The organism is Streptomyces sp. NPDC086777 (assembly GCF_040702065.1).
Taxonomy (GTDB): Bacteria; Actinomycetota; Actinomycetes; order Streptomycetales; family Streptomycetaceae; genus Streptomyces.
The window spans coordinates 423,875-430,058 of the sequence record NZ_JBFBJI010000004.1 but is presented as its reverse complement, the minus strand read 5'-3'; the positions used below and the strand labels follow the sequence as shown (position 1 = coordinate 430,058).

Sequence of the window (6,184 nt, the reverse complement as noted above, 5' to 3'; positions counted from 1 at the left end):
CTGCCCGAGTTCCGCGCCGCCTCCCCGCTGTTCGGCGACTACCTCGCCTGGGGGATGGTCAGCTGCACGAACTGGCCGGCGGGTCGCGTGGGCCGGCCGGGCGCGCGGCTCACGTCGGCAGGGGCTGTTCCGCCCAGATCGTCTTGCCGGCGGGGGTCTGGCGGCTGCCCCAGCGCTCCGAGATCTGGGCCACCAGGAGCAGGCCCCGGCCGCCCTCGTCGTAGACGCGGGCCCGGCGCAGGTGCGGGGCGGTGCTGCTGCCGTCGGAGACCTCGCAGATGAGGGCGGCGTCGCGGATCAGCCGGAGGGCGATCGGGCCGTCGCCGTAGCGGACCGCGTTCGTGACCAGTTCGCTGACGATCAGTTCGGTGGCGAAGACCGCGTCCCCCAGGCCCCAGGCCGCCAGCTGTTCGCAGGCCATCTTGCGGGCCCCGGCGACAGCGGCCGGGTGCTGGGGGAGCTGCCAGGTGCGGACCTTCGCGGTGTCCAGGGCGGAGGTCCGGGCGAGCAGCAGGACGATGTCGTCGGCGGGGCGGTCGGTCAGGACCGTGCGCAGGACGTGGTCGCAGGTCTCCTCCAGGGGCGCGGCCGGGTCGGCGAGGGCCCGGCGGAGCAGGCCGAGACCCACCTCGATGTCGTGGTCGGCGGTCTCCACCAGACCGTCGGTGTAGAGGGCGAGCACGCTGCCCTCCGCGAGCTCCACCTCGGCGGACTCGAAGGGGAGGCCGCCCAGGCCGAGCGGCGGGCCGGCCGGGAGGTCGAGGAAGCTGACGTCGCCGCCGGGGGTGACCAGGGCCGGCGGCGGATGACCGGCGCGGGCCATGGTGCAGCGGCGGGTCACCGGGTCGTAGACGGCGTACAGGCAGGTCGCGCCGATGTCGCCGGCCGACGCCGCCTCCGCCCGGCCGGGCACCTCCGGGCCCTCCTCGCGGTCGAGCCGGATGACCAGGTCGTCCAGCTGGGTGAGGAGTTCGTCGGGGGCGAGGTCGACGTCCGCCAGTGTCCGTACCGCCGTGCGCAGCCGGCCCATGGTGGCCGAGGCCCGGATGCCGTGGCCGACGACGTCGCCGACGACCAGGGCGACCCGGGCGCCGGAGAGCGGGATCACGTCGAACCAGTCGCCGCCGACGTCCGCACCGGCCCCGGTGGGCAGGTAGCGGTAGGCCACCTCCGTCGCCGCCAGGGCCGGTGGCCGGCCGGGCAGCAGGCTGCGCTGCAGGGCGAGCGCGGTGCGGCGCTCGCGGGTGTAGCGGCGGGCGTTGTCCACGCTCACCGCGGCCCGGGCGACGATCTCCTCCGCGAGCCGCTGGTCGTCCTCGGTGAACGACTCGGGCGTGCGGTGCCGCAGGAAGTGGACGAGGCCAAGGGTGACGCCCCGGGCCCGCAGCGGGACCATCAGCACCGAGTGGATCAGGTGCCGGGCGACGGACTCGGCGCGGGCCTGGGAGGCCCTGAGCCATTCCTGCATGCCGGGGTCGCCGGGCCGGTGGCGGGTGCCGTGGCCGGTGAGCAGCGTCCGCATCGGGGGCGTGTCCACCGGGTAGCGGAACGCGTCGCCGGGGGCGAACACCGCCTCCGGGCAGCCCGCCAGCACCGACCGCTGGGCCGCCCGGCGTATGTCGACGGGTTCGCCCGGTGTCAGGGGTTCCGGCTCCTCGCCGAGGACGACGGACTCCAGCAGGTCCACGGTGACGAAGTCCGCGAACCCGGACACGGCCACCTCGGCCAGTTCCTCGGCGGTGCGGGTCACGTCCAGGGTGGTGCCGATGCGCAGGCCGGCGTCGTTGAGGACGGCCAGGTGGCGGCGGGCCCAGTACTGCTCCGTGGTGTCGAAGACCACCGCGGACAGGCCCTGCACGGTGCCGTTCCCGTCCCTCAGCGGGGAGAAGTACATCGACCAGGAGTGCTCCCTGGTCTCGCCGGGCGCCTGGGCGTGCTGCTCGTGGAAGATCGTCCGCCCGGTGCGCAGGACCTGCCGCTGGAGGCGGTCGTACTCGTCGAAGGGGAAGCTGGGCTCGATCTCCGACAGGGTCAGGCCCCGCATCTCCGCCGCGGGCAGGCCCATGATCCGGGACATGGCGTCGTTGGCGGCGACGAACCGGGCGTCGCGGTCGTAGACCGCCACCGGCGTGGGCAGTTGGGCGAGCGTGAGGTCCCACAGGGCCGCCGCCCCGGGCTGGTCGCGTCCGGCCACGGTCGTCCGCGGGGCCCCGGTCACCAGCCAGAGCGGCCGGTCGCCCGCGTCCGCGAGCGGGGTGCCCTGGAGGCGCACCACGATCCGGTCGCCGTTGCGGTGCAGCAGCGCCACCTCGGTGGACCAGCGCTGCCCGTCGGCGAGGTGCCGGCGCGCGGAGACGGGCAGGTCGGCGGCGAGCAGCGTCTGTACGGAGCGGCCGACGACCTCGGCGGGCTCGTACCCGAGGAGCCGCCGGGCCCCCGCACTCCACACCAGGACCGCCCCGCCGGCGTCGACGACGACCGCTAGGTCCTCCGGTACGCAACCCTCCATGGCGCCTCCGGCTGTCCGGGTACACCTCCCAGGATCGCGCCGCCCCGAATCCCCTTCAACCTGCGGCCCCGCGAGCCGTCAGCCGGTGTCCTCGCGCAGGGCCCGGTCGATCGCGGCCGGCGCGCCGGTCAGCCGCGCCGGCGTAGTGCGGGTGGAAGAACACGCCACGGGGCCCGGGTGCACGTCGACGCGGCCCACGGCGGCTTCTTCACGCTCCTTGACGGCGCCGGCGGCCCGGAGGGGCTGCCGCCCGAGCCCTGGCGGGCCCTCGCCCGGGCCGACTCGATCGTCGTCGACCCGCACAAGCACGGGCTGCAGCCCCACGGCCGCGGGGCCGTCTCTTCCGCGACCCCGACGTCGGCCGCTTCTACCGCTTCTACCTGCACGACTCGCCGTACACCTACTTCACCTCCGGCGAGCTCCACCTGGGGGAGATCAGCCTGGAGTGCTACCGCGCCGGTGCCGCCGCGGCACTGTGGCTCACCTTCCGGCTGCATATGCGCATACCTTCGCACGGTGCGGTGCCCCGGCCGCCCCGGCGCCGCCGCCCCGGAGGAACGCCGCGCCGACGCCCTGAAGGACGCTGCGCCGCCGCCCCGGAGGAACGCGGCGCCGACACCCTGAGGAACGCGGGCTGCCGCCCTGTGCGACCGGGCGGCGAGGGCCCGTCCGGCCACGACGGCGGAGCAGCCGGCCGACGGCACATCGCGGCGCCTCCGGCCGAACGCCTAGGATCCGCAGCATGGCAGTGACCGTTACCGACGTGGACCGGTTCGAGGCGGCCCGGCCGCGCCTCGCGGCCATCGCCTACCGCCTGCTCGGCTCCGCGAGCGAGGCCGAGGACGCCGTGCAGGACACGTACCTGCGCTGGCAGGCCGCCGACACCGCCCGCATCGACGTCCCCGAGGCCTGGCTGACCAAGGTGCTCACCAACCTGTGCCTCAACCAGCTCACCTCGGCCCGCGCCCGGCGCGAGACCTACGTGGGCCAGTGGCTGCCCGAGCCGCTGCTCGCCGGCGACCCGATGCTCGGCCCCGCCGACACCGCGGAACGGCGGGAGTCGGTGTCGTACGCGGTCCTGGTCCTGCTGGAGCGGCTCACCCCGGCCGAGCGCGCGGTGTACGTGCTGCGCGAGGCCTTCGACTACCCGCACCGGGAGATCGCCCGGATCCTCGACCTCACCGAGGCCGCCAGCCAGCAGATCCTGCACCGGGCCAGGAAGCACCTCGCGCAGGGCAGGACCCGCACCGCGGTCGACGAGGCCGCCGCCCGGCGGATCATCGAGGAGTTCCTCGCGGCCGCGGCCGGCGGCCGGACCGAGCCGCTCGTCCGGCTGCTCACCGAGGACGCCGTCGCGGTCGGTGACGGCGGCGGGAAGGTCCCGGCCGCGGCCAGGGCGTTCGAGGGTGCCCTCGCGGTCGCGAAGTTCATGCGGGGCCTGTTCAAACAGGGCCCGGCCCAGCGGGCGCTGGTCGGCGGCTCCGTCGAGCTGTACGCCACGACCGCCAACGGCGGCCCCGCGCTGGTGGCGATCGTGGACGGCCGGGTCTTCGGCGTGATGTGCCTGGAGATCACCACCGAGGGCATCGCCGCGTTCCGCAACCAGGTCAACCCCGACAAGCTGGAGCGCGCGACCAGGCAGTGGGCGGCGACGGCCCACGGCGAACCCGTCGCCTGTCTCTTCTGAGCCCTGCCGAGTTCTCCCGGGTGATGTGAGCCGCTTCACACCGCCCTCCTGTCAGGAAACGGCGGGCCGCCCGGTTCAGGGGGCGACCGCTGAACAGCTGGATGACAGGAGAACGGACATGCAGCACCGCATCGTCGTCCTCGGCGCCGGATACGCCGGAGCCGTCGCCGCCGGCCGCCTCGCCCGGCGGCTGCGCCGCGAGGACGTCGCGATCACCCTCGTCAACGCCGAACCCGACTTCGTCGAGCGCGTCCGGATGCATCAGCTCGCGACCGGTCAGGAGCTGCGGCCCCGGCCCTTCGCCGAGATGTTCGCCGGGACCGGCGTGCGGCTGAGGCTCGCGAGGGTCACGGCCGTGGACGTCGACCGCAGGACGGTCACGACGGCCGCCACCGCCGAGCAGGACGCCCCCGAGGAACTGGAGTACGACACCCTCGTGTACGCCCTCGGCAGCGGCTGGAACGACCAGGGCGTCCCCGGCGCCGCCGAGCACGCCGACGAGATCGCCGGCCGCCGCGGAGCGCTCCGGCTGCGCCGTCGCCTCGCCGCGCTCCCGGCCGGACAGCCGGTGCTCGTGGTCGGCGGCGGACTGACCGGTCTGGAGGCCGTGACCGAGATCGCCGAGGCCCGCCCGGACCTCGACGTCGCCCTCGCCGCCCGCGGTGCCCTCGGCGACTGGCTCTCGCCGAAGGGCCGCCGGCACCTGCGGAAGGTCGTCGACGGGCTGGGCGTCACCGTGCACGAGCACACCGCCGTCACCGCCGTGGCATCCGACCACGTGACCACGGCCGACGGCGGGTCGGTCCCGGCCGCGGTCACCGTGTGGACCACCGGCTTCGCCGTCCACCCGATCCCGCGGGCCACCGCGCTGGAGGTCACCGGCACCGGCCGGATCGTCGTCGACCGGACCATGCGCTCGGTCTCGCACCCGGACGTGTACGCCATCGGCGACGCGGCCCAGGCGACGGGCCCGGCCGGCAATCCGCTGCGCATGTCCTGCGCCTCGGGCCTCCCGATGGCCTGGCAGGCCGCCGACGCCATCGCGGCCCGCCTGACCGGCGGAAAGCTCCCCAACACCCCGCTGCGCTACGTCAACCAGTGTGTCTCGCTGGGCCGCAGGCAGGGCCTGGTCCAGTACGTCACGGCCGACGACCGCGCCGTACGGGCCGCCCTGACGGGTCGCACCGCCGCCCTCTACAAGGAACTCATCTGCAAGGGCGCGGCCTGGGCCGTGTCCCACCCGATGCTCGGCCTCCCGGCCCGCCGCCGCCCCCTCGTACCGGCCCCGGCCCGCTCCACCCCATCGCTCACGACGACCACCGAAAAGGCCGCCTGACCCCCACCACGCCGGTGCCCACGAGGGCACCGGCCGAGAGGTCCGTCAAGGCGGTCGATCACGACTTCCCCGACGTCCACAGCAGTGCCTGCGGCGACACCCGCCCGGACCGGTACACCGGCAACGGCTTCTCCTGCCGGCCGTGGACGGGGACCCCGGGCAAGCCCGCCCGGGCCTCCGGCGACGACCGGGCAGGACCCACGCGGCGGGTGGTGGCGTCCAGCCCGGCATGACGTTCACCCGCCGCCACTCGGCAGCGGCGTACGAGGGGATACCGACGGATCTAGGCCTGCTTCGGTTCCGCCTGCTGGACCACCTCGAAGGACCACAGGGTCGACCCCGACGCCGCCGGCTTCGGCTTCTCGCCGCCCTCCTCGCCGCCGCCCTGGTGCGCCGCCTTCATGGGCCCCTCCATCCACGCCTGGAACGACTCCTCGTCGCGCCACCGCGTGTACACGAGGTAGCTGTCGGTCCCCTCGACCGGCCGCAGCAGCTCGAACCACTCGAACCCGTCGGAGCTCTCCACGGCATGCGCGCGATGCGCGAACCGCTTCTCCAGCGTCTCCCGCTGCTCGTCCGGCACTTCCAGCACGTTGATCTTGACTACGCTCATGGGGCCATCCTGCCCCAAAGGTGATCAGCAGGGCGTGAG

Annotated in this window: 5 protein-coding genes and 1 pseudogene; 4 read left to right on the top strand and 2 right to left on the bottom strand. The window is 74.7% G+C overall.

Annotation, left to right across the window (positions count from 1 at the left end; all coding sequences use genetic code 11):
- Positions 1–109: 109 nt before the first annotated feature.
- Complete coding sequence (locus AB0472_RS08845) at positions 110–2,509, bottom strand: SpoIIE family protein phosphatase (RefSeq protein ID WP_366354645.1); 2,400 nt, start codon at positions 2,507–2,509, stop codon at positions 110–112.
- Between the two features lie 162 nt (positions 2,510–2,671).
- Between AB0472_RS08845 and AB0472_RS08840 the strand changes: the two are divergent.
- The 4 genes and pseudogenes from AB0472_RS08840 to AB0472_RS08825 form a co-directional block, all read left to right on the top strand.
- A pseudogene (locus AB0472_RS08840) lies at positions 2,672–3,003 on the top strand (aspartate aminotransferase family protein); the annotation flags it as partial.
- A 248-nt stretch (positions 3,004–3,251) separates the two neighbouring features.
- Positions 3,252–4,196 (top strand): RNA polymerase sigma-70 factor, encoded by a 945-nt coding sequence (locus tag AB0472_RS08835; protein WP_366354644.1) that lies wholly within the window; start codon positions 3,252–3,254, stop codon positions 4,194–4,196.
- A 118-nt stretch (positions 4,197–4,314) separates the two neighbouring features.
- Entirely contained in the window at positions 4,315–5,532 is a 1,218-nt protein-coding gene (locus AB0472_RS08830; RefSeq protein ID WP_366354642.1) for an FAD-dependent oxidoreductase, read from the top strand.
- 14 nt (positions 5,533–5,546) lie between these two features.
- Positions 5,547–5,765 carry a hypothetical protein gene (locus AB0472_RS08825; protein ID WP_366354640.1) on the top strand — a complete coding sequence of 73 codons (219 nt, stop codon included), beginning with the start codon at positions 5,547–5,549 and terminating at the stop codon, positions 5,763–5,765.
- A 50-nt stretch (positions 5,766–5,815) separates the two neighbouring features.
- Here AB0472_RS08825 and AB0472_RS08820 read toward each other — a convergent pair whose 3' ends face one another.
- On the bottom strand, positions 5,816–6,145 hold the full coding sequence (locus AB0472_RS08820; RefSeq protein ID WP_366354638.1) for an antibiotic biosynthesis monooxygenase: 330 nt from the start codon (positions 6,143–6,145) through the stop codon (positions 5,816–5,818).
- Positions 6,146–6,184: the final 39 nt, after the last annotated feature.